Source organism: Metabacillus mesotrionivorans (assembly GCF_052171315.1).
GTDB lineage: Bacteria > Bacillota > Bacilli > Bacillales > Bacillaceae > Bacillus_P.
This window is the reverse complement of record NZ_JBQMFF010000002.1, coordinates 517,527-542,643: the sequence shown is the minus strand read 5'-3', so window position 1 is coordinate 542,643 and position 25,117 is coordinate 517,527. Positions and strand designations below refer to the sequence as shown.

At 37.5% G+C, this 25,117-nt stretch carries 32 protein-coding genes and 1 pseudogene; 29 read left to right on the top strand and 4 right to left on the bottom strand.

Translation table 11 applies throughout. From position 1 onward, the window contains the following. The first annotated feature begins 137 nt into the window (after nucleotides 1–137). From ACTSEZ_RS07610 to ACTSEZ_RS07550, 13 genes are all read left to right on the top strand, one after another. A complete protein-coding gene (locus ACTSEZ_RS07610) occupies nucleotides 138–578 on the top strand; it encodes a MarR family winged helix-turn-helix transcriptional regulator (protein WP_369733573.1) in 441 nt (146 codons plus the stop codon). 20 nt (nucleotides 579–598) lie between these two features. After that, nucleotides 599–1,234: a nitroreductase family protein gene (locus ACTSEZ_RS07605; protein ID WP_369733572.1), complete on the top strand. Its 636-nt coding sequence runs from the start codon at nucleotides 599–601 to the stop codon at nucleotides 1,232–1,234. Between the two features lie 19 nt (nucleotides 1,235–1,253). Beyond that, entirely contained in the window at nucleotides 1,254–1,550 is a 297-nt protein-coding gene (locus ACTSEZ_RS07600; RefSeq protein WP_369733571.1) for a putative quinol monooxygenase, read from the top strand. A gap of 205 nt (nucleotides 1,551–1,755) precedes the next feature. Continuing rightward, nucleotides 1,756–2,505, top strand: a complete 750-nt coding sequence (locus tag ACTSEZ_RS07595) for a sugar phosphate isomerase/epimerase family protein (RefSeq protein WP_369733570.1) — start codon at nucleotides 1,756–1,758, stop codon at nucleotides 2,503–2,505. Nucleotides 2,506–2,511: 6 nt separating this feature from the next. Next, nucleotides 2,512–3,459 (top strand): sugar kinase, encoded by a 948-nt coding sequence (locus ACTSEZ_RS07590; protein WP_369733569.1) that lies wholly within the window; start codon nucleotides 2,512–2,514, stop codon nucleotides 3,457–3,459. Between the two features lie 13 nt (nucleotides 3,460–3,472). Next, nucleotides 3,473–4,753: an MFS transporter gene (locus ACTSEZ_RS07585; protein WP_369733568.1), complete on the top strand. Its 1,281-nt coding sequence runs from the start codon at nucleotides 3,473–3,475 to the stop codon at nucleotides 4,751–4,753. 18 nt (nucleotides 4,754–4,771) lie between these two features. Beyond that, on the top strand, nucleotides 4,772–5,437 hold the full coding sequence (locus ACTSEZ_RS07580; RefSeq protein WP_369733567.1) for a bifunctional 4-hydroxy-2-oxoglutarate aldolase/2-dehydro-3-deoxy-phosphogluconate aldolase: 666 nt from the start codon (nucleotides 4,772–4,774) through the stop codon (nucleotides 5,435–5,437). A 55-nt stretch (nucleotides 5,438–5,492) separates the two neighbouring features. Beyond that, nucleotides 5,493–6,506, top strand: coding sequence for a LacI family DNA-binding transcriptional regulator (locus tag ACTSEZ_RS07575; protein ID WP_369733566.1), 1,014 nt, complete (start codon nucleotides 5,493–5,495; stop codon nucleotides 6,504–6,506). 52 nt (nucleotides 6,507–6,558) lie between these two features. Then, nucleotides 6,559–7,176, top strand: a complete 618-nt coding sequence (gene hxlA, locus ACTSEZ_RS07570; protein ID WP_369733565.1) for a 3-hexulose-6-phosphate synthase — start codon at nucleotides 6,559–6,561, stop codon at nucleotides 7,174–7,176. After that, nucleotides 7,173–7,721 carry a 6-phospho-3-hexuloisomerase gene (gene hxlB, locus ACTSEZ_RS07565; protein ID WP_369733564.1) on the top strand — a complete coding sequence of 183 codons (549 nt, stop codon included), beginning with the start codon at nucleotides 7,173–7,175 and terminating at the stop codon, nucleotides 7,719–7,721. Before hxlA ends, hxlB begins: the two co-directional genes overlap by 4 nt. Before the next feature lie 193 nt (nucleotides 7,722–7,914). After that, the gene (locus ACTSEZ_RS07560) at nucleotides 7,915–8,154 is read left to right on the top strand and encodes a helix-turn-helix transcriptional regulator (RefSeq protein WP_369733563.1); all 240 of its coding nucleotides are present in this window, start codon (nucleotides 7,915–7,917) and stop codon (nucleotides 8,152–8,154) included. Continuing rightward, nucleotides 8,144–8,494: a DUF2178 domain-containing protein gene (locus tag ACTSEZ_RS07555; RefSeq protein ID WP_369734078.1), complete on the top strand. Its 351-nt coding sequence runs from the start codon at nucleotides 8,144–8,146 to the stop codon at nucleotides 8,492–8,494. Before ACTSEZ_RS07560 ends, ACTSEZ_RS07555 begins: the two co-directional genes overlap by 11 nt. A 60-nt stretch (nucleotides 8,495–8,554) precedes the next feature. After that, nucleotides 8,555–8,911 carry a glyoxalase superfamily protein gene (locus tag ACTSEZ_RS07550; protein ID WP_369734077.1) on the top strand — a complete coding sequence of 119 codons (357 nt, stop codon included), beginning with the start codon at nucleotides 8,555–8,557 and terminating at the stop codon, nucleotides 8,909–8,911. A gap of 427 nt (nucleotides 8,912–9,338) precedes the next feature. Here ACTSEZ_RS07550 and ACTSEZ_RS07545 read toward each other — a convergent pair whose 3' ends face one another. Beyond that, on the bottom strand, nucleotides 9,339–10,535 hold the full coding sequence (locus ACTSEZ_RS07545) for an IS110 family RNA-guided transposase (protein ID WP_369733562.1): 1,197 nt from the start codon (nucleotides 10,533–10,535) through the stop codon (nucleotides 9,339–9,341). A gap of 638 nt (nucleotides 10,536–11,173) precedes the next feature. On the opposite strand from ACTSEZ_RS07545, the gene ACTSEZ_RS07540 reads away from it, so the two are divergent. The 5 genes from ACTSEZ_RS07540 (at nucleotide 11,174) to ACTSEZ_RS07520 (ending at nucleotide 13,683) form a co-directional block, all read left to right on the top strand. Further along, nucleotides 11,174–11,620: a hypothetical protein gene (locus ACTSEZ_RS07540; protein WP_369733561.1), complete on the top strand. Its 447-nt coding sequence runs from the start codon at nucleotides 11,174–11,176 to the stop codon at nucleotides 11,618–11,620. A gap of 97 nt (nucleotides 11,621–11,717) precedes the next feature. Continuing rightward, nucleotides 11,718–11,954: a hypothetical protein gene (locus ACTSEZ_RS07535; RefSeq protein ID WP_369733560.1), complete on the top strand. Its 237-nt coding sequence runs from the start codon at nucleotides 11,718–11,720 to the stop codon at nucleotides 11,952–11,954. Between the two features lie 126 nt (nucleotides 11,955–12,080). Next, nucleotides 12,081–12,467, top strand: a complete 387-nt coding sequence (locus ACTSEZ_RS07530; RefSeq protein ID WP_369733559.1) for a hypothetical protein — start codon at nucleotides 12,081–12,083, stop codon at nucleotides 12,465–12,467. A 111-nt stretch (nucleotides 12,468–12,578) separates the two neighbouring features. Beyond that, nucleotides 12,579–13,130, top strand: coding sequence for a GNAT family N-acetyltransferase (locus ACTSEZ_RS07525; RefSeq protein WP_369733558.1), 552 nt, complete (start codon nucleotides 12,579–12,581; stop codon nucleotides 13,128–13,130). Nucleotides 13,131–13,227: 97 nt separating this feature from the next. Further along, entirely contained in the window at nucleotides 13,228–13,683 is a 456-nt protein-coding gene (locus tag ACTSEZ_RS07520) for a hypothetical protein (protein WP_369733556.1), read from the top strand. 200 nt (nucleotides 13,684–13,883) lie between these two features. On the opposite strand, the gene ACTSEZ_RS07515 is transcribed toward ACTSEZ_RS07520, so the two are convergent. After that, a complete protein-coding gene (locus ACTSEZ_RS07515; RefSeq protein ID WP_369733555.1) occupies nucleotides 13,884–14,519 on the bottom strand; it encodes a hypothetical protein in 636 nt (211 codons plus the stop codon). A 120-nt stretch (nucleotides 14,520–14,639) separates the two neighbouring features. On the opposite strand from ACTSEZ_RS07515, the gene ACTSEZ_RS07510 reads away from it, so the two are divergent. Beyond that, complete coding sequence (locus ACTSEZ_RS07510; protein ID WP_369733554.1) at nucleotides 14,640–14,870, top strand: hypothetical protein; 231 nt, start codon at nucleotides 14,640–14,642, stop codon at nucleotides 14,868–14,870. 19 nt (nucleotides 14,871–14,889) lie between these two features. On the opposite strand, the pseudogene ACTSEZ_RS07505 reads toward ACTSEZ_RS07510, so the two are convergent. After that, nucleotides 14,890–15,012 (bottom strand): annotated as a pseudogene (locus ACTSEZ_RS07505) (IS110 family transposase); the annotation flags it as partial. Nucleotides 15,013–15,513: 501 nt separating this feature from the next. Here ACTSEZ_RS07505 and ACTSEZ_RS07500 point away from each other — a divergent pair. After that, complete coding sequence (locus ACTSEZ_RS07500) at nucleotides 15,514–16,488, top strand: DUF418 domain-containing protein (protein ID WP_369733553.1); 975 nt, start codon at nucleotides 15,514–15,516, stop codon at nucleotides 16,486–16,488. 744 nt (nucleotides 16,489–17,232) lie between these two features. Further along, the gene (gene rpe / locus ACTSEZ_RS07495; RefSeq protein WP_369733551.1) at nucleotides 17,233–17,886 is read left to right on the top strand and encodes a ribulose-phosphate 3-epimerase; all 654 of its coding nucleotides are present in this window, start codon (nucleotides 17,233–17,235) and stop codon (nucleotides 17,884–17,886) included. Nucleotides 17,887–18,007: 121 nt separating this feature from the next. On the opposite strand, the gene ACTSEZ_RS07490 is transcribed toward rpe, so the two are convergent. Continuing rightward, complete coding sequence (locus ACTSEZ_RS07490) at nucleotides 18,008–18,301, bottom strand: DUF4306 domain-containing protein (RefSeq protein ID WP_369733550.1); 294 nt, start codon at nucleotides 18,299–18,301, stop codon at nucleotides 18,008–18,010. A 280-nt stretch (nucleotides 18,302–18,581) separates the two neighbouring features. Between ACTSEZ_RS07490 and ACTSEZ_RS07485 the strand changes: the two genes are divergently transcribed. From ACTSEZ_RS07485 to ACTSEZ_RS07450, 8 genes are all read left to right on the top strand, one after another. Then, nucleotides 18,582–19,127: an HAD-IIIA family hydrolase gene (locus tag ACTSEZ_RS07485; protein ID WP_369733549.1), complete on the top strand. Its 546-nt coding sequence runs from the start codon at nucleotides 18,582–18,584 to the stop codon at nucleotides 19,125–19,127. 233 nt (nucleotides 19,128–19,360) lie between these two features. Continuing rightward, complete coding sequence (locus ACTSEZ_RS07480; RefSeq protein WP_369733548.1) at nucleotides 19,361–19,645, top strand: hypothetical protein; 285 nt, start codon at nucleotides 19,361–19,363, stop codon at nucleotides 19,643–19,645. Nucleotides 19,646–19,790: 145 nt separating this feature from the next. Next, complete coding sequence (locus tag ACTSEZ_RS07475; RefSeq protein ID WP_369733547.1) at nucleotides 19,791–20,405, top strand: undecaprenyl-diphosphatase; 615 nt, start codon at nucleotides 19,791–19,793, stop codon at nucleotides 20,403–20,405. A 163-nt stretch (nucleotides 20,406–20,568) separates the two neighbouring features. Further along, complete coding sequence (locus ACTSEZ_RS07470) at nucleotides 20,569–21,081, top strand: nucleoside deaminase (protein WP_369733545.1); 513 nt, start codon at nucleotides 20,569–20,571, stop codon at nucleotides 21,079–21,081. Nucleotides 21,082–21,203: 122 nt separating this feature from the next. Continuing rightward, nucleotides 21,204–21,788: an AAA family ATPase gene (locus ACTSEZ_RS07465; RefSeq protein WP_369733544.1), complete on the top strand. Its 585-nt coding sequence runs from the start codon at nucleotides 21,204–21,206 to the stop codon at nucleotides 21,786–21,788. A gap of 246 nt (nucleotides 21,789–22,034) precedes the next feature. After that, on the top strand, nucleotides 22,035–22,562 hold the full coding sequence (gene lepB / locus ACTSEZ_RS07460; RefSeq protein WP_369733543.1) for a signal peptidase I: 528 nt from the start codon (nucleotides 22,035–22,037) through the stop codon (nucleotides 22,560–22,562). A 213-nt stretch (nucleotides 22,563–22,775) separates the two neighbouring features. Continuing rightward, complete coding sequence (locus tag ACTSEZ_RS07455) at nucleotides 22,776–23,156, top strand: hypothetical protein (protein WP_369733541.1); 381 nt, start codon at nucleotides 22,776–22,778, stop codon at nucleotides 23,154–23,156. Nucleotides 23,157–23,580: 424 nt separating this feature from the next. Further along, nucleotides 23,581–25,104, top strand: coding sequence for an FAD-dependent monooxygenase (locus ACTSEZ_RS07450; protein ID WP_369733540.1), 1,524 nt, complete (start codon nucleotides 23,581–23,583; stop codon nucleotides 25,102–25,104). Nucleotides 25,105–25,117 lie beyond the last annotated feature (13 nt).

The window sequence follows — 25,117 nt, the reverse complement described above, 5'->3', positions numbered from 1 at the left end:
CTGTTTTGGCGCTTCGACCAGAAGCGCTTTTTCTATTGTAAAGCAAGATGTATGCATCTTTTTTGACTTTTGATGAAGAGTCCTTTATAGTAGTTGACAGGTCAATAGTTGACTTATCAATTATATAAAGGCGGAGGATGCGATTGACTGACCACTGCAAAGAAGAAGAAGAGATTTTATACCGAGTGTTCGAAATCACAAAACAGACTATGAGCAAGTTTGAGAGCTGTACCGGCATCAGTCAGGCAAGGCTTGATATTCTTCATGAACTCTTTGATGTAGAAGAGATTAGTCAAAGAGAGCTTCAAAAAAGGGTTCGCATCGATCATGCTGCCGTAACAAGACATCTTAAACAGCTCGAAGAAAAAGGAATGGTTGTCCGCCGGAAAAATCCTGATGACAACAGGTTTACCTTTGTGAGTCTTTCAGCTGAAGGAAAGTCTAAAATTGTTGCATATTGCGCTGAAAAAAAGCGGTTTATCTCAAATGTAATGGCAGATTTTTCGGAAGAGGAGCGCAAAGCTCTTATGGGAATGCTATCCCGCATTAAAGAAAATGTTGAAAAAATTACTAACTAGCATCAAGGAGGAAATTCATCATGAATACAACAAAAACAAATGATTACCAGCAAATTGTTAAAGGACGCAGATCCATCCGGGTATATGATCCGTCTGTTAAAATAAGCAAAGAGGAAATGACTGAGATTCTTGAAGAAGCGACTCTTGCGCCGTCTTCGGTTAACCTTCAGCCGTGGCGCTTTGTTGTCATTGATTCGAAAGAAGGAAAAGAAACGCTTGCCCCTCTTGCTAAGTTTAATCAAAGACAAGTTGAAACATCAGCAGCTGTTATAGCTGTATTTGCAGATATGAAAAGCGATGAGTATCTTGATGAAATTTACAGCACAGCTGTAGAAAAAGGCTTTATGCCAGAAGAGGTCCGCGATCAGCAAGTCGCAGCCATTAAAGGCTTCTTTGAAGTGATGACATTCGATCAGCTTAAGGAAATGAACTTAATTGATGCAGGACTTGTTTCTATGCAGCTTATGCTGACAGCAAGAGCTCACGGCTATGATACAAATCCGATCGGCGGCTTTGAAAAAGACCAGATTGCAGAAGCATATGGACTTGATAAAGAGCGCTATTATCCGGTTATGCTTCTCTCGATCGGAAAAGCAGCAGATGCAGGCTACCAGTCGGTAAGATTGCCAGTTGAAAAAATTACAGAGTGGAAGTAACCGAAAGGATGATGGAAAAATGATTATTATACATGCAGGTTTTAAAGTGTTAACTGAAAAAGAAGCTGACTTTCTAAACGAAATTCGTCCGCTTGTTGCAGCTTCAAGAGAAGAAGAAGGCAATGTTTCCTATGATTTAATGAAAGACACTGAAACAGCAGGCGCGTATAAAATGATTGAGCTGTGGAAGGATGCAGAAGCAGTTGAACTTCATAACAGCAGCGAGCATTTTAAGGCATTTTCAGGAAAAGCGATGCAGTTTTTTGCTGCACCGCCTGAGGTTAAAGTTTTCAATGGAGAAGAAATGAAAAAATAATGGAGAAGAGCCCATTTCAGTCAAGTACTGAAGTGGGCTTTTTTATATAAATACCTTCGATCTCAGAAATACAATTGATCCCAGTGCAGCTGACTTTGTGAAAGCTGTGCAAAAAAAAGTTGTAAAACGCTTTCAAAAGGATTATACTTTCACTAAACCGATTTACTAAACCGATTTATTAAAAAGATAGGAGGCTGACCGCTACTTGATTATCGTTCCGATGAATGTTTTTGACAGAAAAGAAGTTTTAGAGAAAGGGCAGCTTGATTTTATCCGAATTGCAGCTGAAGCAGGAGCGGACGGAATTGAGATACGCAAGGAACTGCTTTCAGAACGTGATTCATTAACATATCTGAAAGAAGAACTCAATCGCCTTTCCATGTTTACGGTCTATTCCGCTCCGGCAGAGGTATGGGGGGAGGGTGGAATCTTACATTCTTCTGAACTAGTAAAAGTGTTCGAAGAAGCTCTCGCAGTAGGGGCAAAATCGCTGAAACTTTCTCTCGGTCATTATTTACAGGGTGTTTCCGATCTTACAGAACTGGATCTGTTTTTAAAGGATTATAAAGGGATGCAGCTCCTGATTGAAAATGATCAGACACCTCATGGAGGCAAAGTGGAGCGTCTGGCGGACTTTTTTGAAAGCGCTTCGAAGATGAGGGTTTCAGTCAGGATGACATTTGACATCGGAAACTGGCACTTTACAGGTGAGGAGCCTGAATCAGCTTTCACCAGATTACAAGAGCACATTTCCTATTTGCATCTAAAAGAAGTGGCATTAAGAGGGGGCGAGCTTCATCCATCCGAACTGTCAGCAGCAGAGAAGGCCGGGTGGAGGACGTTTCAAAACAGGACGGGGAAATCTGTCCCGGCTGCACTGGAATTTCCAATACATCCCTATGAAAGGATAAAAGAATTTATCGGTTTAGCAAGAGAAAATCAGACGGAAGGGTGAGAGGGTATGAAACCAATGGATGTTGTGACGTTTGGTGAAGCGATGGCGCTGTTCATGGCTGATGAGCCGGGACCGCTTGATGAAGTAAAGCACTTTACCCGTGAGCTTGCAGGCGCAGAAACGAATGTAGCAATCGGACTTGCCAGGCTGGGTCTCAATGCCGGATGGGCAAGTAAGGTCGGGGAAGATACATTTGGCACATATGTTATGAAAAGGCTTGCAGAGGAAAAAGTGGATGTCGAGCATGTGATTAAAGATTCACGGTATCCTACAGGGTTTCAGCTGAAGGAAAAAGTTCTGTCGGGTGATCCTTTTGTTCAGTCTTTCAGAAAAGGCTCGGCAGCAAGCTATATGAACGAAGGAGACTTCAGGCCTGACTATTTCAGCCGTGCGCTGCATTTACATATGACGGGCATTCCGCTTGCCGTTTCTTCCCATACCCGGTCATTTGCGGAAAAAGCACTGAAGCACATGAAAACACTTGGAAGAAGCATAACATTTGATCCAAATCTGCGGCCGGCATTATGGGCTTCCGAAGAGGAAATGATTGAAACCGTGAACAGAATGGCTGCTCAGGCAGATTATGTTCTTCCCGGTTTAGCGGAAGGAAAGCTTTTAACCGGTTTGAACAGTCCTGAGGAAATAGCATCGTTTTATTTGAATGAAGGCGTAAAAGCAGTTGTCATCAAGCTTGGAGAAGAAGGGGCCTATTATAAATCCTTTAAAGAAGAGGGGGTTGTCAAGTCTTTCCCGGTGGAAACCGTTGTCGATACCGTTGGTGCGGGAGACGGATTTGCAGTCGGGCTCATCAGCGGCCTGCTTGAAAACCTCAGCCTGCACGATGCTGTTCTGCGGGGAAATGCAATTGGCGCACTTGCCGTTCAGTCCCAGGGAGACAATGATGGCTACCCTGACAGACATGCTTTATTAGATTATATGAATCAGACAATTTGAGGAGGACGTTCCTATGAATCAGCCGCTTGCAAAGCAAAGATGGATCCGAATTATTCCCATCGTTTTTATTACTTACAGTCTGGCGTATCTTGACCGGGCGAACTACGCCTTTGGAGCAGCGGGAGGCCTTGCAGAAGATCTGCAGATTACGCCTGCCATTTCATCTCTGCTCGGTTCTCTGTTTTTCCTCGGGTACTTTTTCTTTCAGGTGCCCGGTGCACATTATGCGGAAAAAAAGAGTGCCAAGGTACTGATCTTCTGGTCGCTTATCGGGTGGGGAATACTTGCCACTCTTACTGGAATGGTGTCTAATGTCAACTATTTGTTCGCCATTCGTTTTTTGCTCGGAGTAGTTGAAAGTGCCGTTATGCCTGCCATGCTGGTCTTTTTAAGTCACTGGTTTACAAAAGCAGAGCGTTCAAGAGCCAATACGTTCCTGATTCTTGGAAATCCTGTGACGGTGCTGTGGATGTCGATTGTTTCTGGCTACCTGCTTGAAGCATACGGATGGAGATGGATGTTTATTATCGAAGGCCTTCCTGCAGTCATTTGGGCGTTTCTTTGGTGGAAACTCGTATTTGACCATCCAAAAGATGCTAAATGGCTGAGCGCAAAAGAAAAAGCGGATCTTCAGTATGCATTGGAGCAAGAGCAGCAGGGCATTAAGCCGGTTAAAAATTATAAAGAAGCGTTTAAATCGAAAGTTGTTATTTTACTTGCGGCACAATATGCTCTTTGGAGCGTCGGACTATACGGTTTTGTTATGTGGCTGCCTTCTATTATTAAAGCAGCTCCGAATATGAGCATTGTCCAAACAGGATGGCTATCGGCTGTTCCTTATGTGCTGGCCGTAGCTCTGATGCTGCTTGCTTCCCATTACTCAGATAAGCTTCAGAAACGGAAAGAGTTTGTCTGGCCCTTTCTTTTCATTGGTGCCATTGCCTTTTACGCATCGTATTTAATCGGTCCTGATCATTTCTGGCTAAGCTTCGGTCTGCTTGTTCTGGCGGGCGGTGCCATGTACGCTCCGTACGGTCCGTTTTTTGCCATTATTCCGGAGATTCTTCCGAGAAATGTTGCCGGCGGCGCCATGGCCCTGATCAATTCCATGGGAGCCCTGGGATCATTTGTAGGTTCATATGTCGTGGGTTATTTGAACGGATCTACTGGCGGATTTGGAGCTTCTTATCTATTTATGGCAGGTTCGCTCCTCATTTCAGCCATCTTAACCATTCTGGCAACAAAGCAGTCTGGTAAAAAACAGATGAAGAACGATGCATTAAACGTTTCATAATAAAAGGAGGCAACTGTTATGGGAGCAGCAGAAATCAGAAAACGCGGAGTTGTAGCAGTCATCAGAGGGGCTACACCCGAATCGATTCTATCAATCGGAAAGGCTTTGAAAGCAGGAGGGGTAACGGCGCTTGAGATCACGATGGAAACACCGAAAGCAAGCCATGTGATTGAGGCGGCAGCATCTCATTTCGGAAGTGATGTGCTTGTGGGAGCAGGAACCGTTCTTGATCCCGAAACAGCGCGAGCAGCCATTATGTCAGGAGCAAAATTCATCTTTTCCCCAACCGTCAAAAAAGAAACAATTGCCATGGCGAAAAGATACGGAGTCATTAGCGTGCCAGGCGCCTTTACACCAACCGAAATACTGACGGCATTTGAATATGGAGCCGACCTGATTAAAGTGTTTCCGGCAGATTCAATAGGACCTGGCTACTTAAAAAATATTGCCGGACCGCTTCCGCACATTCCGCTAATGCCGACAGGAGGGGTGGATCTTCACAACACAGGGGATTACATCAGAGCAGGCGCAATTGCAGTAGGAGTGGGCAGCACACTTGTCAATACAAAAGCGGAGCTTACTGACCAGGTTCTTTTTCAGATGACAGAGAAAGCTGCAGCTTTTATAGAAGAGGTGAACAAAGCCCGCAATACGGATAAATACACGCAAGTCAGGGGAGGCTGAAACGTCTAAAGCAGTGGATTCCCCATCTTCTATCAGATAGAATGAAGGGGAAGACATGTTTGAAAGAGTGATGACAATGGCACGTATAACAATGGCGGATGTTGCCAGAGAAGCTGGAGTATCCAAAAGCACCGTCTCCCAGTTTATTAACAAACGCTATGAATATATGGGAGAAGACACAAAAAAGAAAATAGAATCAGCAATTAAGGACCTTGGCTATCAGCCGAACTATCTGGCCAGAAGCCTGAAGCAAAAACGCACGTCCATGATCGGCATTATCGTAGGGAACATTATGCACAGGCTGTCGACTGAAGTCAGCCGTTCGATTGAAGACTATTGCCATAAACATGATATACACGCTATTCTCTGCAATGCAGACGATGATCCGGAGAAAGAGCGGAAGTACATAGAAGTGCTTCATGCCAAGCAGGTGGACGGTCTGATCATTTTTCCGACCGGCAGAAATCTGGATTTGTACCTAAAATTGATCAAAGAGAACTATCCTGTCGTATTTATGGACCGCAGAGTGGAAGGGTTGGAAGCAAACTACGTGCTGGCAGCAAATGAGGCTGCTGCCGCAGAGTCCATCAGGCATCTGCTGGCAGGCGGGCACAGAGAAATCGCGATAGCAACCCAGCCGCTTGTCATCAGTCCGAGGATCGACAGACTAAACGGATACAAAGAAGCCCTTCGTGAGGCAGGCATTCCGCTTAAACAGGAATATATGATTCATGCAGAAAGAGAGCAGATGAAGACAGAACTTAAAAAGCTGTTTTCGCTAAAGGATCCGCCAACCGCGCTGTTTGCTGGAAACGATTTGGTCTTTATGGAAACTCTTGAATTTTTCAAAGATAATCAGCTGAAAATCGGAAAGGATGCGGCACTGGTCGTATTCGATAATATTCCGCTTGCGCATTTGGCTGAAACAGGAGTGACGACGATCGACCAGCCCGGTTACAGAATGGGACAGAGAGCTGCAGAACTGCTCCTGAAAAAAATCAATGGTGAACATACTGCTCCTGCAGAAGAAGTGTTTGACTGCGAATTAATCATAAGAGAGTCTTCCTGATGATTCTCTTTTTTTAAAACGGAATAACTAAACCGGTTTAGGAGGACGAAAAATGAAGATACAGCTCGCGCTAGACCGAATGACGATAGAAGAAGCAATAGAAACGGCATCCAAAGCTGCACCATATGTCGATATTCTTGAAACCGGAACGTCCCTTATAAAGGAATTTGGAATGACCAGCGTTCAAAAATTGAAAGAAGCTTTTCCGGACAAGCAGGTAGCAGCGGATATGAAAACCATGGACAACGCGGTATACGAGTGCGGTCTGTGCTTTGATGCGGGAGCTGACATCATGACAGTGATGGGGGCAAGTCCCATTCAAACAGTGGAAGCATGCGTAAAAGAAGCTGAAAAAAGAGGGAAACAGGTGATGATTGACCTGTTGAACACAACGGCAGAACAGCGGGAAGAACTTGCTGTATTTAAACATGCGGTTTTCTGCGAACATGTGAGCAAGGATGAACAGGAACTGACGGGAGCAAGACTTACCTTTACTGAAGGAAGGCTTAATACAGCTGCAGCTGGCGGACTGACACCGGAATCCATCAGCAGGATGAATGAGCTTCCTGACATTCTCATCATAGGGTCGGCCATTACTAAAGCAGAAAACCCTGGTCTTGCAGCTGCAAACCTGAGAACCCTGATCCTTGAAAAGGAGGCAATGAAATGAGCGGAACGGACACGATTTTAAAAGAGATAGAGACCGTATTAGGCAAAATAGACGATGATAAGCTGATCGCCATCTCAGAGGAATTAAACAAAAATAGGAGGATTTTTGTCACAGGAGAAGGTCGCTCGGGACTAATGGCAAAATCGTTTGCCATGCGCCTGATGCATCTGGGTGCAGAGGTGTATGCTGTCGGAGAAACGATTACACCAGGCATGTCGGATGATGATATGCTTGTTGCCGTATCCGGTTCAGGAAAAACGAAAAGTGTTCTGTGGACAGCTGAAAAAGCAAAGGAATTAGGCTGCTCCGTTCTGGCAGTCACAGCTGATTTGGAAGGTCCGCTTGCAGAAACAGCTTCCATGGTTCTCCATGCACCGGCAGCCACTAAGTACCGCAATGAAGGCGAACAGCCGACGGTTCAGCCTCTGGGTTCGTTATTCGATCAGTGTGTTCATCTTCTTTTTGATGCAATATGCCTGAAGTACGCTGAACTTAAAAAGGTTACGAATGAGCAGGCTTTTTTAAAGCACAGTAATGTGGAGTAGAAAAAACGTAAATATTCATTTATGGGAAATTAATGTGAACCTGACGATAAATTATCGTCAGGTTCTTTCTGCATAATAAGTCTTATATAATCAAAGCAAAAAAATAAAAAGTAAAAACATTTAATTATTTTGTATAAGTTTACTTTACTTTTATAAAAACAAAGTTTATAATTTGACTTAAGAGGTGTTGATGATGAAGAAAGATTTTGGGGATTCCATATCCAACAAGGTTTACGAGTATCGCGTACTTGCAAGAATGTCTCAGCAAGAATTAGCAGAGAAAGTCGGAGTTTCCAAACAAACCATTTTTGTCATGGAAAAAGGAAATTATGTACCGACAATGCTTTTGGCTTTCCGGATTGCCGATTTTTTTGATGTTGATGTAACCGAAATTTTCACTTATGAGAAAGGAAATGGTCAAAATGCAAATTAAGTCTGTTTCAGATATTCCGGACGCACTCTTTTATCCTTTGAAGTCCTGGGCTGAACAATCTTCGGGAAATTGGAATATTCTTATTGGAGCCGGAGGGCTGCTGCTGATCGCGAGCATGATCTTTGTGTATGTTTACTACAAAAGAATTGGGAAAGACGATGAACGCACAAATAAAATCTTTTTAAAAAGCTTTTACTACATGCTGTGTGCGATTATCTTATGTGACATGATTTTTCCGAAAGACTATATGTGGAATATCTTTTTTATGTTTAAATATGCATTGGCCTTTTTAGCAGCGGGTATTTACATGGCCGTACAATACCGAAGGGATTTCACATAAGAAAAGGTTTAGGAGAAGTCAACTGAAAAAGGAGAGGAAATAGTGAGTTCAGCATTTGAAATGAGAAGTCCGACCCCTATTTTTCGCATTTTTGATGAAGAAAAAGCCAGAGAGTTCTATCTCTCATTTCTGGAATTTAAAGTGGACTGGGAGCACCGTTTTGAAGATGAACTGCCTCTCTACATGCAAATATCCTTCGGTGCTTGTATTCTTCATCTTTCAGAAAACTACGGGGACTGCTGTCCGGGGGCAGCAGTGAGAATTGAAGTCTCAGATATAGAGGCGCTTCATGCCAGCCTGACAGCCAAACAGTATAAATACGCAAGGCCTGGAATTGAAGAGACGCCATGGCATACCCGTGAGGTACGTGTTGGGGATCCATTCGGAAACCGGATTGTGTTTTATGAGACTATGTAAAAAAACTGACTTCTGAGAGTAACGGGTCCGGTTTTCAAGTGCAATACTAAAAATTACACATCAAAAGGAGTGCTAAATCGTATTGATTTTGCAACTCCTTTTTTCTTGATATACCGGCGTTTTTGCAGATAAATCTTCATAATTTGTCATACAAAATGCACCCTAAAATTAGATGACAGAACTTTCTGTTCCTCAAAATTATGTGATGCGATTTCTTATACACATTAAGGCACACTAAATAAGAAACTGGGGGCAGTATGTATGATAAAATGGAAATATTCGTTATTCCATTATACCAGCTAATATAAGTCAATACATTTTTGACTAAATTAGTTTTATTCACAGTGTTATAATAATTTTAGGCATGACAAAGAGACTCCAAATGGTAGTTTGAAGTTATGGTAAAAAATGTAATTCCAACTCGTTTTTATACTTTAAATGTCTCTTTGTGTGTGAGGATTGCATAAATCCAGTGTAAGAGCTTGTTGGCACAGGCTATTATTGCTACTTTGTGAGGCTTGCCCTCACTTCTTTTTTTATCATAAAACTCTTTTAATTTTGCGTTTCGATTTCTCGTTATTCCGCATTGGACGGCTGTATACAAGGCTTGTCTAAGCCGCGTAGATCCTCTTTTCGTAATTCGGTTAATAGACGCTTTAAACTTCCCAGATTGGAATATCCTCGGGTCTATGCCTGCATAGGCAACTAGTTTTTTAGGATTGCTGAATTGATCTATTTCTCCAATTTCTGAAATCAGAGTAGCTGTGATTTTCATTCCGATACCGGGAATGGAACGAATGATTGTATACTCTTCAAACTCCTGTGCAAGCTGATCAATTTCTTCCTCTAGGATTAGCAGATACTTTTTTTGCTGAAGAAGTAAATTCATATACATATTCATACTGACTAAATGGCTTTTATACAAGGTTTCTTTGAATGGATTGTTAATTGCTGCTTCTTTTAGTTTTTCTGCCTTACCCATACACCAAGAGTACGATCTTTTCGCTCCTAGATTATATATATCACTAGCCAACTCTTCTGTTTTCACTTGTAATACATCCTTGGAAGTCGGATATAGAAGTAATGTTTTTAGTGACACGGGTGAATATACATTTCCAAAAACACTCTTATATTCAGGGAACACTTGGTCAAGAATGGTTTGGAACTGTAGTTTTAATTGAACATGATTTTTTGTTAAAGACTCATGTTGCCGTGATAAGTTTCTTAAATTCATTGTTCTAACGCTCTTCCTTTGAAAGCTCTCTAGATCCTCTTTATAATAAATCTCACATAAATGTTTAGCATCATGTGGATCTGTCTTTACTTTTCGAAGCCCTGTCTTTTTTGTTTCGTAAGAAACTACTGGATTAATAAGATAGTATGTTATCCTTCTTTCCTCTAGGAATTGAAGGATAGGCTCATGATAATGTCCAGTAGACTCAAAGATTACAACAGGATCTGCTTCTGCTGTATGCTTAACATCCTCATAAAAAGCATTAAACATACCTAAGCCTTCATTATTATGCTTAAACTTAAATGATTTTCTGAAAGGCATTTTCTTTTCTAGGAATGCTTGTACTTGGCTTTCTCCTTTAGCGACATCCAGGCCAATGACTGGATTCATTTTTATCACATCTCCTCTGTATAAATTTACCGGTAGCCCCTGTCTATCTTACAGTTTCATAGCTTCGCTTGTTATACGGGATCTTGGTCCCAACCAGCCTCAAACATGTTTCTGTAAGTAGGGGGTGGACAGTATAACGGACGGGATCTAGTCCCAAGGGCAGGAACGTCCTCCCCCGGCTACTTAAACATAACCTAAAAGAAATAGGCCAACCAGAATTAACTGATTGACCTTATAATACGAAAGGGCAGGTTAGTTGAACAAGAGTGAAAGGTAACATCATTTTATTGAGGGGTGAGATTTATGGGCTTTTGGTATTTCTTAATATTATTTGTAGGAATATTTTTAGTTGTTAAAGGGCTACGTGGGAATAAAAAAATCAGCTTGATAATTGTAGGACTTTTATGTACTGCGTTCTCAATATTTATGTTTTCTCCAGGGAGTGCTGAAATCATTTCGGAATTGTTTAATTTGGATTAGAGTGAACACCTACTGTTGATTTTCGCTAACGGAGGCGTTTGCTGAACAAGCAGCCGCCTTTTATTCAAGTAAAGGGCAGTATAGTGAAAAAAAGAATTGTTAAGTAAAGCATTGATTAGATGGAATTAAAAGTGATCGTAATTGGGGGGATATTAATTATGGAACAAATAAAGGTTGGTTCTTGGTTAATTGAAATTGATCTTATAAAGACAAAAGAATTTTATCAAAAGTTTCATTTAATCACTGAAGACTGTGGCTGTGATTATTGTTCCAATTACGTATTAGCTTGTGATTCCTTCCCAAAAAATATTAAGAACACCTTTAATTTGCTTGGTATTGATCCACGTAAAGAGGGCGAGGTCTATGAACTTATTGATAACGAAGATGGAACACATCTGTATGGAGGCTTTTATCATATTGTTGGCAAGATAATCGATGGTCCAGATATATGGAAACCATCTGAGGAGACTGTAGATTTCCCAACTCTAGGTCGTAATGATATGGAGATAGGGTTCAATAAAGATTTAGCATTAGTCCCAAGTTCATTTCCCAGGCCAGTAATTCAGTTTCAATTTGAAATGAATGTTCCGTGGTTGTTAAGTTAACGGAGGCGTTAACTAAAAGAAGGATTCACATACACCTCATTAACAATTCTATCTAAATAGAGCTATATAGATTGGCTAGCAACCAATCGTGAATATAATGATTGTTGAAATTGATGGTTTTTGTCATCAAATTTTGGTCACGGGTAAAAAATGTTCAAAACAAGAATTAAAGCAGATGTATTTAAGTGCAAAACAAATGACTGTTGATGTTAGTGATTTACCTAGCATCTTTTGCAGAATAAATAAATTTGAAATATTTCCTTTTGATGAAGATATACAAGTGGATTTTGTAATTGATACCGATACGGACAGAATATACACGCCTTCATATTGAACAAAAACTAGCAAATCCTTTATTCCGGGGGCGATTGCTTAACAAAGTTGAGCATCTTATTAACTTATAGGACATCTATAATAAAATTAATATCTTTTGATTTACGTATTGTAAGGTGGGATAAAAGTGAGAAGACCGTTAGGAGTTTCATTAATAAGTTTCTTCTATGTTTTTGGTGCTGTGGTTTTATTATTTTCAGTTGTTTTTTATAATGCAGATGCTAATTCAATTAGTATTGCTGAGAGGTTCGGACTGCCAAATGTGGCTGAACGATTGATGAGAGTAGGGGTAGCATCTTTCTCACTTTTGATGGTCTATGGCTATTTCAGGCTGAAAAAATGGGGTTTTTGGATAATGATAGCTTATTCTATTACCTTTGGATTAATCAGCTCTTCACTTATAACTAATCAATTATATCAGCCTTATTTAGGTAATCTAATTTTCTCAATCATTGTAGTAACTTATACAATATATGTGAAAGAATCTTATTTCAAGTCAGTTCTACAACAGTAGTTAAAGCTATACCCTTTCTTCAAGTAAAGGGGGCGATTGCAGCAAAGTGGATCGCCTTTTCTATTGAGGAATTGGGCAGTTTATTGGCATAAGCAGAGAGGGGGAAAAGGTTTGGATTTATTAAATATTGATTTATCAAGTGATAGAGTTTTTTTGCGAGAAATGAACGAAGAAGATTGGGTAGATGTTCATAGATATGCTTCTCAAGAAAGAGTTAGCTTGTTTCAACCTTGGGGACCTAATTCAGAAGAAGATACTAAGGCTTTTGTCCAGCAAGTCTTAGAAGACTCTAGTCAGGAAAATAGAACAAGGTATGTATTTGCAATAGTTAATAAAGAAGACAACAAGATGATTGGTGCAGGCGAATTAAATATAAGAGATAGGGACAATAAAGCAGGAGAAATTTCATACATAGTAAATCCAGATTTTTGGGGAAACGGAATTGCGACTGATGTTGCTAATTTACTGATTACATTAGGTTTTAAAGAGTTTAAACTTCATCGCATATTCGCTACTTGTGATCCACGAAACATAGGTTCATTTAGGGTGATGGAGAAAGTTGGGATGATTAGAGAAGGCATAATCCGTGATGCTTTGAAATTAAAAGATGGATGGAGGGATTCATTACTATTTAGTGTTCTAGAGTACGAATGGCAAAAATAAGAGTATCGTTATTCCGTTATAGGGGGCGTTTATTCCATTAGTAAATTGACGATTTACTAAGTGAATTGACTGATACTGCGTAACTGGAGGGAGCAATTTGCTTGAAAAACTTAGAAGGTTTTTTATGAAACAGAGGCAGAATGAGATGGATGAAAAATATATTTCAGTATCAGAAAATGAGATAAACGAAGAGTTGCAAAGAATAATTGGTGAATTGGAAAGGATAGCAGAAGAAATATCTAAAGTTCTTAAAATAAAATATTCAAGGATATTTGAAAATCAAGGAAAGAAGAATCTAAGAATATGGATTTGTAGAGATATTGATGGTGATGAAATTGACGATATAACTGCTGAGAAGTGCCTTGAAAAAGAGTATCGGTCTCAAATAGCAATAAATTACGACGGTCCGGAATTTGATAATGATTTTTATGCTGCTATTGAGTTATGGTATTACTTTGGTGGTTACTTCAAAGGCTCTGGAACTTTATATGACTTATCTAAGAATGACCTTGAAAATGATATTGAAGAAACTTTAAAGACATTACTCAGATAATACTCTAAATTATTGTTTAACAATCGAAGGCTTTAATTGAATAATCTCCATAAAAAAGGTCAGAGGCATATCAGCCACTGACCTTTTTTAATGCAAATATAATTGTTTTTTCTGCTACAAATAACTCTTCCATTTTGTTTATTTATTAGTAGTTTGTACTTCAAAACAGAACCCGTTATTAAGTGAAAATCTTTTTAGTTTTATCTAGGAACTCTAGATATATGAGTTACGGTTTTTTCTAATTTAGTTCTGGCAGAATCCGAGTATTTTTTTGCTACTGATTTTCCGTAATAGTAATATGAATCTCTTGTCTGATAAATCCATGTTTTATAATACTTCGTACTCGGTGGTGGTAAGAAAACATTATATGTAGCACCGGCTGCTGCTCCTGTCCATACATTTTTAGTGATCAATGCAGGAATAACAGCTGCTCCAAATTGGTAAGTCCAGTTGCCTAACGTTGAAATCACTTTGGAATCACCAGTGAAAGTATCAATTAGTGTATAGCTTAAGCCCGGCTCTGTAACAGGGATGCTCGAAGGTTGTCCAGAAATTCTCTTTCCATCTGGTCCAAACACAGGAACTACATCTACAGTGGTCATCTCACCATCATCATATGTAGTAGTAGATGTTACATTACCACTTGTATCATAATCCTCGACAATGACAAGATTCTCAACTCCATCAGCTTCATTTTGAGTTAAATCCAATAGGTTACTCTGTTCTTCAGTCACAGGCGCTATTGTTTCCTCTGTTGCAAATGTACTAACAGGTGATACCAATGCAGCAAATATTACTGAAGATGCGACGAAAGTTTTGATACTCTTTGATGACATTACTTTATTCCTCCATTTTTTCTATATTTTTGTAACTTCTGTTACTTTTTAAGGATATCATAATTTTCAAAATTTTAATATAATAATTTTAGAGAATTTTAATAAAGGGAGGTTAAGCATTTGAAGGATGAAAATAAACACACTGGTATATTTATATTAATTTTTATTATAGCAAGCATCATTGGCGTTCTTAATAGGACTGGACCGTTAGCTGGTGAACTTAGATATCTTGGATTTTCAGTCTTTACCATACTGTGTATAGTTATTGCTGTTATTGTGAGAAAGTCACTATGGAAAGTATCTTTAATTGCTGCTTACTGGTTATTATTTGGTGTAACGGTAATAGTTTAGATAGATTATTCCTGCCAGATTCCTCTACTTCTTTAGCGAGAGCATCTATTTCAGCTACCAACTTTGATAGATGCTCTTTGTACTGAAGAAACAGATCAATGTATATATGCAGGCTTAGAATGTGGGTGTGGTAAAGGTTTTTTCAATTAAAGCCCCCGATCGTATTATAAGGTCAGCCAGATCTTTCTGGTTGACCATTTTTTATATCGATATATGATTACGGTAGCCGGGGTAGAACGGAAGCCCCCGTGGGACTTGATCCCGTCCGCAAAAATGTTCGCCCCCTACTTGTAGAAATATGATTGAGGCTGGTTGAGCCATAAAAAATGGTCAGAGGCACATCAGCCACTGACCATTTTTAATGCAAATATAATTGCTTTTTCTGCTACAAATAACCCTACCATTTAGAAGTTTGTACTTCTAAACAGAATTCATTACGCGTTTTGATTTTAACTTTGAAATGCTTCGGAATATGGTCAGGCTTTAGAGATGTGCTCTCGTATTTACGGCCAAAGACCTTCCCAGAGTCGTTCTCTCGTCCGTTTTTTTCTTTGCTAAGTTCATATACTATGGATTAGTAAATTCATTGAGTTTTATATAAGAAAAAAATCTGTATAATAAGTTCACAATCAAGGAGAACGTTATGATTGATACTAAAAGAATAGTCGGTTTGGATATTGCAAGGTTTATTGCCATTGTAGGGATGGTCATTGTTCATGCTTCCACCGATTTAGTAGTGTTACCGATTGAAAGATTACATCCGGATATGTCAATCACTCCCCCAGAAACTCCACTATGGGCATATTACCTACAAATTATATTTACTGAAAGAGCGAGGCCATTATTTATCTTTTTAGCAGGAATTGGTATTTCTGTATTGATGTCCCGCAAAGGTAGAAAAGCAAAAGTGTTAGTCATAAGGGCAGTTTACCTTTTATCTCTAGGTATCATCCTCGTTATTATAGGATGGAGTGATATCATTTTATGTATCTATGGGTTTATGTTCTTTCTGGCTGCAGGAATCTACAGATTAAGGTCTGGAACTCTTATATTCATATCCCTGTTATTATTTGTACTTCCATTTCCATTCACCATAGAAAGTGGTTTCTACGGGACAAGCTACATCCTATCTCAAGTGTCTTTTTTCTTAATAGGTTTGGTCGTTGGAAGGCAGAGCCTGCGTAACATGAAAACAAAAAATCAATTATTGATGGCAGGGGCCATATTAGAAACTATTGGTTTAGTGGGTCTTTATTTAAAACAAGGAAGCTTATTAGGAGTTGAAAAAGGTAGTCCCACGTTAATAGCTTTAAGTGGAATTTCAGCCTTTGGTTTTTGTTTCCTAATCCTTTCTCTTTGTTTGAAAGTTAAAGGAACTTCTTTATTAAGTAAGTTGATAGCCGTTACCGGTGGAATGCCTTTGACTGTATATAGTTTACACGCTGTATTATTCACTATTCTTTCTCACACATTAAAATTAAATCTCGGTCATGCAACGTTCATTTCATTTGGATATATCATTTTCGCCCTTATTGGAACCAATCTTTGGGCTCGATTGGGACATAAAGGCCCTTTAGAAACATTGATGCGGAGAGTATCGGAGCCGTTTATGAAATAATCAAAAGATATAAGCGCTCCAAGCCTGTACGAATGAAGACGATTTCGCTCGAGTTCATCCAGATCTTTTACCTAGCGAAGGTCACCAGTATGCTCTTCAAGCTATTGGGGAAGAAATCACATTTGATTTACTGCAGGAGAACCAAATAACCAATGTGCCCTATTACAAATACATCCTCATTTGAGTCAGTAAATAAACAAAATCCTAAACTAGAATTAAAAAAGACCCTGCTTTTATTGTATTCTTTGAAAATGGTCTGGTTTTAAAAACATATGATTATGAATAAATGTTTGAATATTTACAGAATGCAGATAAATGATTTTAACCTTCAATATCTGGTGCATTAATTCACAAAAAGTTAGCGTTCATAGTCCAAGTAAAGGAGATAAAGAAAGAGAAGTTTTACTATCCTGTGCTCAAGGTCACAACAAAGGGATATAAAGAGACGAATATTTATCTGAAGTATTAGAAGAACTTAAAAATAGTAAGAACAGGGAAGCGAAGGAGTTAACCTTATTAAGTTTGCAGGAATTGAACAAGAGATAGTTTTTAATTAATGTGCAGCATATCAAAATACTTAGAACTTATAATTTGCGGCAGTTTCATAAAAAACTCAATTAGTCTTATTTAACAATCGGGGGCGATTGTAGCATAGGGAAACTGCTCTATACTTACTGGTAGGCAGGATATTGTATAAAGTAAAAAAAATGAATTATATTATATATTTTTTGGAGTGATATTATTATGCTTATAGCACCATCAATATTAGCAGCCGATTTTGGGTATTTAAAAAATGAGATAGATAAGGTAATAAATGCAGGAGCAGACTTATTACATATAGATATTATGGACGGGCAGTTTGTACCGAATATAAGTTTAGGGATACCTGTTATGGAAGCAATTAATACTTACGCTGATTTACCAAAAGATGTACATCTTATGATTAAAAATCCTGAAAATTTTATAGTTAAGTTTATTGATTTAGGAGCAGACTATATAACTATTCATCCAGAGGCTACCAATCAACTGGAATATTGCTTGGAATTGATTAAGAACAATGGAGCTAAGGCAGGCATTGCCTTAAATCCAGAAACTAGTTTGGATGTCGTACTACCTTATCTTCCTAAAATCGACTTGTTATTATTTATGACGATAAATCCTGGTTTTGGTGGGCAAAAATTCATACATAGCGTAGTAGAAAAAATGAAAGAAGCAAACAGATACAGAGAATTACACAAATTAGATCATTTACTATTTGAAGTGGATGGAGGAATTAATGAGCACACTGCGAAAATCTGTGCAGAAAATAAAATTGATATTTTAGTTTCTGGTTCAACCATTTTTGATTCAAATGATATAGAGAAAACAATAGAAAACCTGAAGAAGACGAACTGTTAATAAGAAAAAGGGAATTGGTTATTTATTCTGTTAAAGGGGGCAATTGAAGCAAAGCGGATCGTTTAAAAATGTGCAGCATAATTGATCAACTTAATTAAGAGTATTAGTCAAACAAATAAGATTATTTAGGCCGATAAAGAAGAGATTTTGACAATCTAAATACAGGATAAAAAATAATGAAAAAACCTAAAATTATACAAATATACGAAAGGGGATTTTTTAGTGCAATTAGGAAAACATCAATTGGATAAACCTCGCTGCAATACTGAACAGTCTTTGGCGTGAATATAAATTTAGGAATGCACTCTGCTTGAGAGTTGTATGCTAAAGCATTACCTTCTGTAAAAAATGATTCTAAATAAATAACCATAAATGCTGGAATACTTAACAACCAAATTAACCATCGTTTTTTCATTTTAGCCCTCCTAGATTATATTTCTATGTGTAATTTTACACTATAATCCATATTGTGTAAATGAAATTGTGGGCTATTTTGAGGTTTGTAATGATATTGGTCTTTCAATAACGATTTTCCATCTTCGGCAATCGGGGGCTTATCTGGCACAAGATAAGTCTTTTTTTATGAAATAGTTATTGTTATTCTAGTTTCTATTTGAAATAATTGGTATAAATTCATTTGGCAGGATTGAGGAATAAGAGAAAATATGAAATTAATAAAGACAGGGGAAATCAATGTGAACCAAATAGAAGCAATTTTTTTAGATAGAGATGGAACAATTGGTGGTGACGATACAGTTCATTACCCTGGAGAATTTGAACTATTTCCTTATACAGCCTTGGAAATCAACAGATTAAAAAGAGATAATATAAAAATATTTTCTTTTACAAATCAACCTGGAATATCAAGGGGATTAGCGAAAGAGGAAGACTTTAAAAATGAGCTAAGAGGGTTTGGTTTTGATGATATCTATATGTGTCCACACAGTCACAATGAGGGATGCTCTTGTAGGAAACCAAATACAGGAATGTTAACGGAGGCTCAGCAAACTTATGACTTAAATCTCGAAAATTGCGTCGTAATCGGGGACCGTTGGAGTGATATTGTTGCAGCAGCAAAAGTAGGATGCATTAAGATTTTGGTAAGGACGGGGGCAGGTGAATCTTCACTTAGTGAACACTGTGAAAAATTAAAAGATATTAAAATAGACTACATAGCTAATGACTTGAAGGATGCTATAAGTTGGTTATATAAAAATTTTATGCTAAGTAACAAAGTATAACCTTTATTCCATTAAAGGGGGCGATTGCTTAACAAAGTGCCGCCTCCTCTTTAAATTAAAGAAATGAGCAGGATTATTGAAAGAACTAAGTTTAATTGTGTGTATGATCGCAGTTTCTAAAGATAAGAGATGGGGGATTTATTATTGAATTCTAATGAGATTACTTTAAAAGCAAAGACTGATATTGATGTCGATACATATAAGATTTTGAGTAATATCTAGGGGAAGGTCAAGTGAAATCCTTGAACAATAAAGCTGTAACCTTACAAAATGTTGAGGTTATCAATAAGTTTTATTATTCAATGAGCGTAAAAGACACTAGAGATAATTCAGACGTGGCATTCACATTTAATGTATTTAAATTAAAGAATGAATTGTTCATTTTATATGTTAAGACTGATATAAAGTTCTCTTTTGAAGTTAAAGAAACAATTCAAGAAGTGAGAGAAAAACATACCTGGTTCATTGAACATATTATTGATTTTCACAGAGATGTACTTATTTCAAAAAGAAATTAGTTATTCAATTAAAGGGGGCAATTGCGGAACAATAACAATCTTACAATATTGTCACAACGGACCAAATATTGTAAGTTGAATCGATGGAAGCTATCCAAGTTCTTTTTTATGATGAAAAGAAAAACATTTTGGATGGTGAATGGGTTTGAATTTCTCACAAGTTAATACAGACTTATTTAGATTAGTAAATGATTTAGGAAAAGAGCACGAACAATTAAATATAATCTTCACCTTTCTTGCAGAATATATGGTGTTTTTACTTGCGCTCAGTGTTCTCTTTATTTGGTTTACACGGAATAAGGAAAGCAGAATAATGATATTCTGTGCAACAATTACTTTTACTTGTGCTTTTATATTAGGGAAGGTTTCAGGGGTATTTCATTCGAATTATCAGCCTTTTGTAGAGTTATCTGATGTAAACAAGTTAGTCGTGAAAGAAAAAAATAATTCCTTTCCTAGTGATCACACTATTCTTTTTTTCTCCTATTGTTTTTCTTTTTGGCTCTTCAAAAGAGGATGGTGGATATTCTGGATACTGTTAGCAGTGCTTGTAGGCATATCCCGTATTTGGGTAGGAGTACACTATCCTATTGATGTTATAGCTGGGATGATTTTAAGCTTTGCAGCCGCAATTAGCATCTATTTAATAGTGCCTAATCTGAATGGAACAAGAAAGATAATAGATGTTTATGAAAAGTATGAAGACCTACTGTTTCACCCATTTACAAAGACAAAAGGTAGCAAGACAAAAAATCATTAAATTTTATGAAATATTATATTTTACTCAACTAAAGGGGGCTTATCTGGAAGATAAGTCTTCTTTTTATGTAACAGTTATTGTTATTCTTGTTTCTATTTGAAATAATTGGTATTAAGTTTTTAATCGGGAAATTAATTATTGAATTCAGTCTTAGGGGGAAAAAATGAATATTAATAAAGATAGATATTTCTTAGAGTTGGCTCTTGAAGAAGCGGAAAAAGCATTGAATGAGAACACCTATCCCGTTGGTGCTGTTATAGTAGATGAAAATCAAAACATAATTTCTAAAGGTCGTAATAGAGTTCACCCAGCTCAGGATGCAACTGCCCACGCTGAAATTGAGGCTATTCGTAACGCTGGGAATGCTATTTTTAAAGCGAAAATTAACCGTGAAAATTTTACAATGTATACTTCATTAGAGCCTTGCCCAATGTGTACAGGCGGAATTCTCTTTGCGAAAATAAACAAAGTAGTATGGATATTAAATGACGATTTAGGTTTTGGTGGGTATAAAAAATTTAAAGATGCAAACATATTCGATAAAAAATTTAAAGAGAGTGAAGCTATTGAAGAACCGTATGATGACTTAAGAATGAAACAAAAGGAACTAATGAGCAAATGGTTGTCAAACCCTAATAATGTTGTCAACTTACGAAAAACTATCATTACAGAATAGGGGGCGATTGCTGCAAAAAATGATTACATTTCATTTCTTGTAAATGGCATTCGCTTTTTCATCCTCATTTAGCAACTAACTATTGATATCTGTGCGTAATGACACAAGGGGAAGGTGAAAATTTGAAAAAGATTCTATCAATACAGGGTGGTATGGCTGGGGGGAAAACAACTCTAGCGAAAAGATTAGAGAAATTGATGCAGGATGTGTTTTTCTTATATGAAAATCCATATCCAAATCTTGAAAGAAGAAATGGTATGAACCTCGACATAAGTACAAGAGAAGGATTCGTTGAAAACCAACGAATATTTATTGCTTCAGAAATTAATCGATTTAATAATTTACCTGATGGAAAGATAATATTTGATAGGGGGCCAGAAGATATCGAGTTTTATACACTTCATTATCCTCTAGCAAATGAATATGTATGGGATGTAGAAAACGAGCTTCAAAATGAACTTCAAGAATTACGAGAATGTCGATCTGACTATATTTTATACTTAGATGCGAATGAAGAAACCCTGCGAAGTCGAAAACAAAATGACAAAACAAGAGGTAGAAGCACGTTTGAGCAAAGCTTGAAAATATATAGTTTTGAGAAGGAGTGGTTTAAACAATTCAATACGAGAGTGGTAGATGTAAATCATTTAACTCCACATCAGTTAGAAAAGTTCACAATGAAATTCTTAAAGGAAATTCATTTTTAAATCTCCGTAATCTTTAACAATCGGGGGCGATTGCTGCAAAGTGGATAGCCTGGTCAGTTTAATGGAATAAGGGCTATCGCAGGAATACTCATTTGTTAGTTTCATAAATGCTTCTGCATCACTCTAATTGCTGTGAATTATTTAGTATGTAAAGAAGGGTTTTTTGATTTTTTGTTAAAATTAATTAAATAGGTGAACTAGTCATAGATGATCTGATGTCTCTCTGATTAAGAAAGGATGAATAGAATGGTAAAAGAAAGAAGTGAAATTTGGGAATGGATTAAGGCCCTTTTTATTGCGTTTATCATAGCTTTTATAATTCGTACTTTTTTCTTTACTCCGATTGTAGTAGATGGAGCTTCTATGGAACCAACTTTACACCATCAAGACCGTATGATTGTAGCTAAAATAGACCAGCCAAAAAGATTTGACATCATAGTGTTTCAGGCAAATGAAAATCAAGACTACATAAAACGGGTAATTGGATTACCCGGTGATAGAGTTGAATTCAAAAACGATACATTATATATAAATGGTCAGGCATATGATGAACCATACTTAAATAAGTATGAACAAAACAGCATTGATGGAACACTAACTGAATCGTTTACATTATTAGATACTCCGGTGGGAAGCGAGACAGTTCCAAGTGGTCATTTATTTGTAATGGGTGATAATAGAAGATTTAGCAAGGATAGCCGTCATATAGGAGCCGTTGCAATGAAAGATGTGGTCGGAACAACCAGCATAGTTTTTTGGCCTTTAATTGACTAATTAATACTATTCGTTAAGTGAAATATCCCATATAATAGTGCCAAAAGGATCTCACACCCTTTGGGCACTATTATTTTTATGCATAAAATTGCAGATTGCCAAAGAAGTAACCAACTAAAAAGTGAATATCTTTTTTTCTAATCAAACTTTAATCTCCCTTTAATGCAAAACTCATTTACCCAGGTTAATATCAAAATTAAAAAGGTGAATGTTATGAGTCTTACTACAATGGAACAAATAAGCCGTATAAATACCATTGAGACAAGTAAAAAAGCTTTAATCTTAATAAAAGCTATTGAAAGCTTGCTGAATGTTGAAAAGATCGTGACCACTGTACTAAATAGAAACACTTCAGAAGATAAAAATGTAAACGGATTACTAAAAAATATTGGATTAGAGATTGTGGATGAATTTAGAAATCACTACAATTACATATTTTTCGAAGAAGAGCTAAAAAAATTCTGTGGTTTTCCTTTAGATGATGAAGCTTCGTCAAATGCTATTTTTGACTGTTGCAGTGAAGGAGAAGTAGATATAGGAAAGTTAAAAAAGGAATTAATAGGCGTTGCCATCTTCCTACAAAATCAAGTGTAAATTAAATAACTATCTTCAGTAATCGGGGGCGATTGCAGCATAGGGATCACCACTTTTATTAAGAAAAAACTGGATAAATGAAGAACCCAATACTTTTTTAAGATCAAGAAGGAGTATTTAATGTCTTTTTTAAAATTAAATAAGTGGTTTAGTTTGGTAGTTGCTCTGATATATTTTCTTTAATAATATCGGTTGTTATAATTACAATTGTGTATTCTGTAAATTTACACCAAAATAAAATTCTTATAGGGAATTCTCCATATACAATAATATTTGATGGGGGACTTTTTTTATTTTTGGCTCTCCACTGTTGAGAAATAGCAAAAAATCAATTGTATAATTCTTTTAATGTAGGGAATCTCTATTCCTGTACACACTGTTTAATAAAACACAAATTATGCATCACATCAGGGAGGCAGTTCATTTGGATAAGAATAGCACTTTGATTGTTGGCGCGGGACCTACGGGTTTAATTTTGGCCATCAGCTTAGCAAAGCAAAATATTCCATTTAGAATTATTGATAAAAAGAGCGGACCAGGCAATGCATCAAGGGCATTGGTGGTACATGCTAGAACATTGGAGTTTTACAGACAATTGGGATTATCAGATGTAGTGGTTGACAGGGGATTCATTATGAATGGGGTTCACATTTATGAGAATAAAAAGGAAAAAGCGTATTTAAAAATTGAAGAACTTGGTGAAGGGTTAAGTCCATTTCCATACATGCTGATATTACCTCAGGATGAGCATGAACAACTTCTAACACAAATACTGTCAAAAATGAATATCCATATAGAATGGGAAACAGAGTTAATTTCATTTAAAGATACCGGCGATGTCATTGAGGCGGTTCTAAGTAACGGCAACATAGTTGAGAATAATACCTTTGCATATATCTGCGGCTGTGACGGCGCTAAGAGTAGTGTAAGAAAGCAAGCAGGATTTGAATTCTTGGGAGAAACACATGAAGAAGCATTTTTTGTGGCAGACGTAGAATTTTCCGGCATGAATGTTTCAAATCATGAATTCTATGCATTTTTCAATGATGAAGGGTTTTGTGCATTTATCCCAGTCAGAAAAACAGGAATAAGAAGATTATTGGGATTGATTCCTTCTTCATTGGATAAAGAAGGGACAGGGTTTGATGAATTACGTCCCTTTATTGAAAAACAGACTGGACTTGAAATCATTCGCGCCGATTGGTTTTCGACATATAAAGTGCATCATCTGGTCAGTAATAAGTTTCAGTCAGGCAGAGTGTTTATATGTGGAGATGCAGGACATATTCACAGTCCAGTAGGTGGACAAGGAATGAATACAGGCATTGGTGATGCTATAAACCTGTCATGGAAAATTGCAGCTGTGCTAAAAGGGAAAGCAAGCATAGATATTTTAGATACGTACGAAACGGAAAGAATAGCCTTTGCAAAGAAATTGGTCGCGACGACAGATCAATCCTTTAAGCGTTTCGTAGGACGCAATTCTCAAAACCCATTTCTTTTAAATCTGTTCCTGCCATATGTCGTTCCATTTTTGCTCGAATTTCCAATTACAAAAAAGAGAGCGTTCAACATGCTATCTCAAAATCGTGTTAACTACCGGGACAGTGAAATAAGTCGGGGGAAAGCAGGCAAATTGCGTGGTGGGGATCGTCTTCCTTGGATTGAGGGTGAAAACAATAATTTTGACCCCTTAAAGAGTCTGGATTGGCAAATACATGTTTACGGAACGATTCATTCAAATCTCAAAGAACTTGCGGATTACCGGAACATCACTATAAACTGTTTTGAATGGACACCGACCATGAGAGAGTCGGGAATTGAAAAAGATGCAGCATATTTAATAAGACCTGACGGGTATATATCTGTTGCAACTCCCGATCAGGACTCAGGAGAAATAGAAGAATTTCTGGAACTTTATAAAATAAATCCTGGAAATGAAAACTGATTAAAAAGCTCAT

What these genes read in the sequence shown, in the direction of transcription:
- ACTSEZ_RS07600 (WP_369733571.1), top strand. Translation starts at nt 1,254, where the DNA reads ATGATTATTATACATGCAGGTTTTAAAGTGTTAACTGAAAAAGAAGCT.
- ACTSEZ_RS07560 (WP_369733563.1), top strand. Translation starts at nt 7,915, where the DNA reads ATGAAGAAAGATTTTGGGGATTCCATATCCAACAAGGTTTACGAGTAT.
- ACTSEZ_RS07605 (WP_369733572.1), top strand. Translation starts at nt 599, where the DNA reads ATGAATACAACAAAAACAAATGATTACCAGCAAATTGTTAAAGGACGC.
- ACTSEZ_RS07555 (WP_369734078.1), top strand. Translation starts at nt 8,144, where the DNA reads ATGCAAATTAAGTCTGTTTCAGATATTCCGGACGCACTCTTTTATCCT.
- ACTSEZ_RS07585 (WP_369733568.1), top strand. Translation starts at nt 3,473, where the DNA reads ATGAATCAGCCGCTTGCAAAGCAAAGATGGATCCGAATTATTCCCATC.
- ACTSEZ_RS07550 (WP_369734077.1), top strand. Translation starts at nt 8,555, where the DNA reads ATGAGAAGTCCGACCCCTATTTTTCGCATTTTTGATGAAGAAAAAGCC.
- ACTSEZ_RS07590 (WP_369733569.1), top strand. Translation starts at nt 2,512, where the DNA reads ATGAAACCAATGGATGTTGTGACGTTTGGTGAAGCGATGGCGCTGTTC.
- ACTSEZ_RS07470 (WP_369733545.1), top strand. Translation starts at nt 20,569, where the DNA reads ATGAATATTAATAAAGATAGATATTTCTTAGAGTTGGCTCTTGAAGAA.
- hxlA (WP_369733565.1), top strand. Translation starts at nt 6,559, where the DNA reads ATGAAGATACAGCTCGCGCTAGACCGAATGACGATAGAAGAAGCAATA.
- rpe (WP_369733551.1), top strand. Translation starts at nt 17,233, where the DNA reads ATGCTTATAGCACCATCAATATTAGCAGCCGATTTTGGGTATTTAAAA.
- ACTSEZ_RS07515 (WP_369733555.1), bottom strand. Translation starts at nt 14,519, where the DNA reads ATGTCATCAAAGAGTATCAAAACTTTCGTCGCATCTTCAGTAATATTT.
- ACTSEZ_RS07535 (WP_369733560.1), top strand. Translation starts at nt 11,718, where the DNA reads ATGATTGTTGAAATTGATGGTTTTTGTCATCAAATTTTGGTCACGGGT.
- ACTSEZ_RS07575 (WP_369733566.1), top strand. Translation starts at nt 5,493, where the DNA reads ATGTTTGAAAGAGTGATGACAATGGCACGTATAACAATGGCGGATGTT.
- ACTSEZ_RS07540 (WP_369733561.1), top strand. Translation starts at nt 11,174, where the DNA reads ATGGAACAAATAAAGGTTGGTTCTTGGTTAATTGAAATTGATCTTATA.
- ACTSEZ_RS07490 (WP_369733550.1), bottom strand. Translation starts at nt 18,301, where the DNA reads ATGAAAAAACGATGGTTAATTTGGTTGTTAAGTATTCCAGCATTTATG.
- ACTSEZ_RS07500 (WP_369733553.1), top strand. Translation starts at nt 15,514, where the DNA reads ATGATTGATACTAAAAGAATAGTCGGTTTGGATATTGCAAGGTTTATT.
- ACTSEZ_RS07580 (WP_369733567.1), top strand. Translation starts at nt 4,772, where the DNA reads ATGGGAGCAGCAGAAATCAGAAAACGCGGAGTTGTAGCAGTCATCAGA.
- hxlB (WP_369733564.1), top strand. Translation starts at nt 7,173, where the DNA reads ATGAGCGGAACGGACACGATTTTAAAAGAGATAGAGACCGTATTAGGC.
- lepB (WP_369733543.1), top strand. Translation starts at nt 22,035, where the DNA reads ATGGTAAAAGAAAGAAGTGAAATTTGGGAATGGATTAAGGCCCTTTTT.
- ACTSEZ_RS07610 (WP_369733573.1), top strand. Translation starts at nt 138, where the DNA reads ATGCGATTGACTGACCACTGCAAAGAAGAAGAAGAGATTTTATACCGA.
- ACTSEZ_RS07455 (WP_369733541.1), top strand. Translation starts at nt 22,776, where the DNA reads ATGAGTCTTACTACAATGGAACAAATAAGCCGTATAAATACCATTGAG.
- ACTSEZ_RS07545 (WP_369733562.1), bottom strand. Translation starts at nt 10,535, where the DNA reads ATGAATCCAGTCATTGGCCTGGATGTCGCTAAAGGAGAAAGCCAAGTA.